Annotated in this window: 1 protein-coding gene; it reads left to right on the top strand. The window is 60.0% G+C overall.

What is annotated here, in order from left to right; genetic code table 11:
- A partial coding sequence (locus AB4Z42_RS28350) for an AMP-binding protein (RefSeq protein WP_442012572.1) occupies window positions 1-619 on the top strand: 619 nt, incomplete at both ends.

Here is a 619-nt window from a genome sequence, read left to right on the forward strand (position 1 = left end):
ATCAGCATTTGGCGCTTGGGGAGGTTCATCGGGTTTCGGGTCATGATCAGTTGTTCGACACGTTGTTCGTGTATGAGAATTATCCGGTCGATGCTGGTGCGTTGTTGGGTGCTCAGGAGTTGGCGGTCACCGAGTTCAGTAGTCGTGAGTACAACCATTATCCGTTGACGGTGGCTGCGACGCCGGGTCATGAGTTGGGTCTGCGGGTGGAGTACGACACCGAGGTGTTCGATCCGGCGGCGATCGAGGCTGTGGCGCATCGTTTTCAGCGGGTGTTGGTGGCTATGGCTACTGATGCTGATCGGTTGTTGTCGTCGATCGATGTGCTTGATGGTGGTGAGTACGACCAGCTYGGTGCGTGGGGTAATCGGGCGGTATTGACTGCGCAGACCCCGGCGCCGGTGTCGATTCCGGTGATGTTCGCCGATCAGGTGGCTCGGGCGCCGGAGGCGGTGGCGGTCACGTTCGAGGGTCGGTCGGTGACTTATCGCGAGCTTGATGAGGCTGCTGATCGGTTGGCGCGGGTGTTGGCCGGGTGTGGTGCGGGTCCGGGACATTGTGTGGCGCTGTTGCTTCCGCGTTCTGTTGAGGCGGTTGTGTCGATTCTGGCGGTGCTCAA

Origin of the sequence: Mycobacterium sp. 2YAF39 (assembly GCF_052114565.1) — a bacterium.
Taxonomy (GTDB): Bacteria; Actinomycetota; Actinomycetes; order Mycobacteriales; family Mycobacteriaceae; genus Mycobacterium.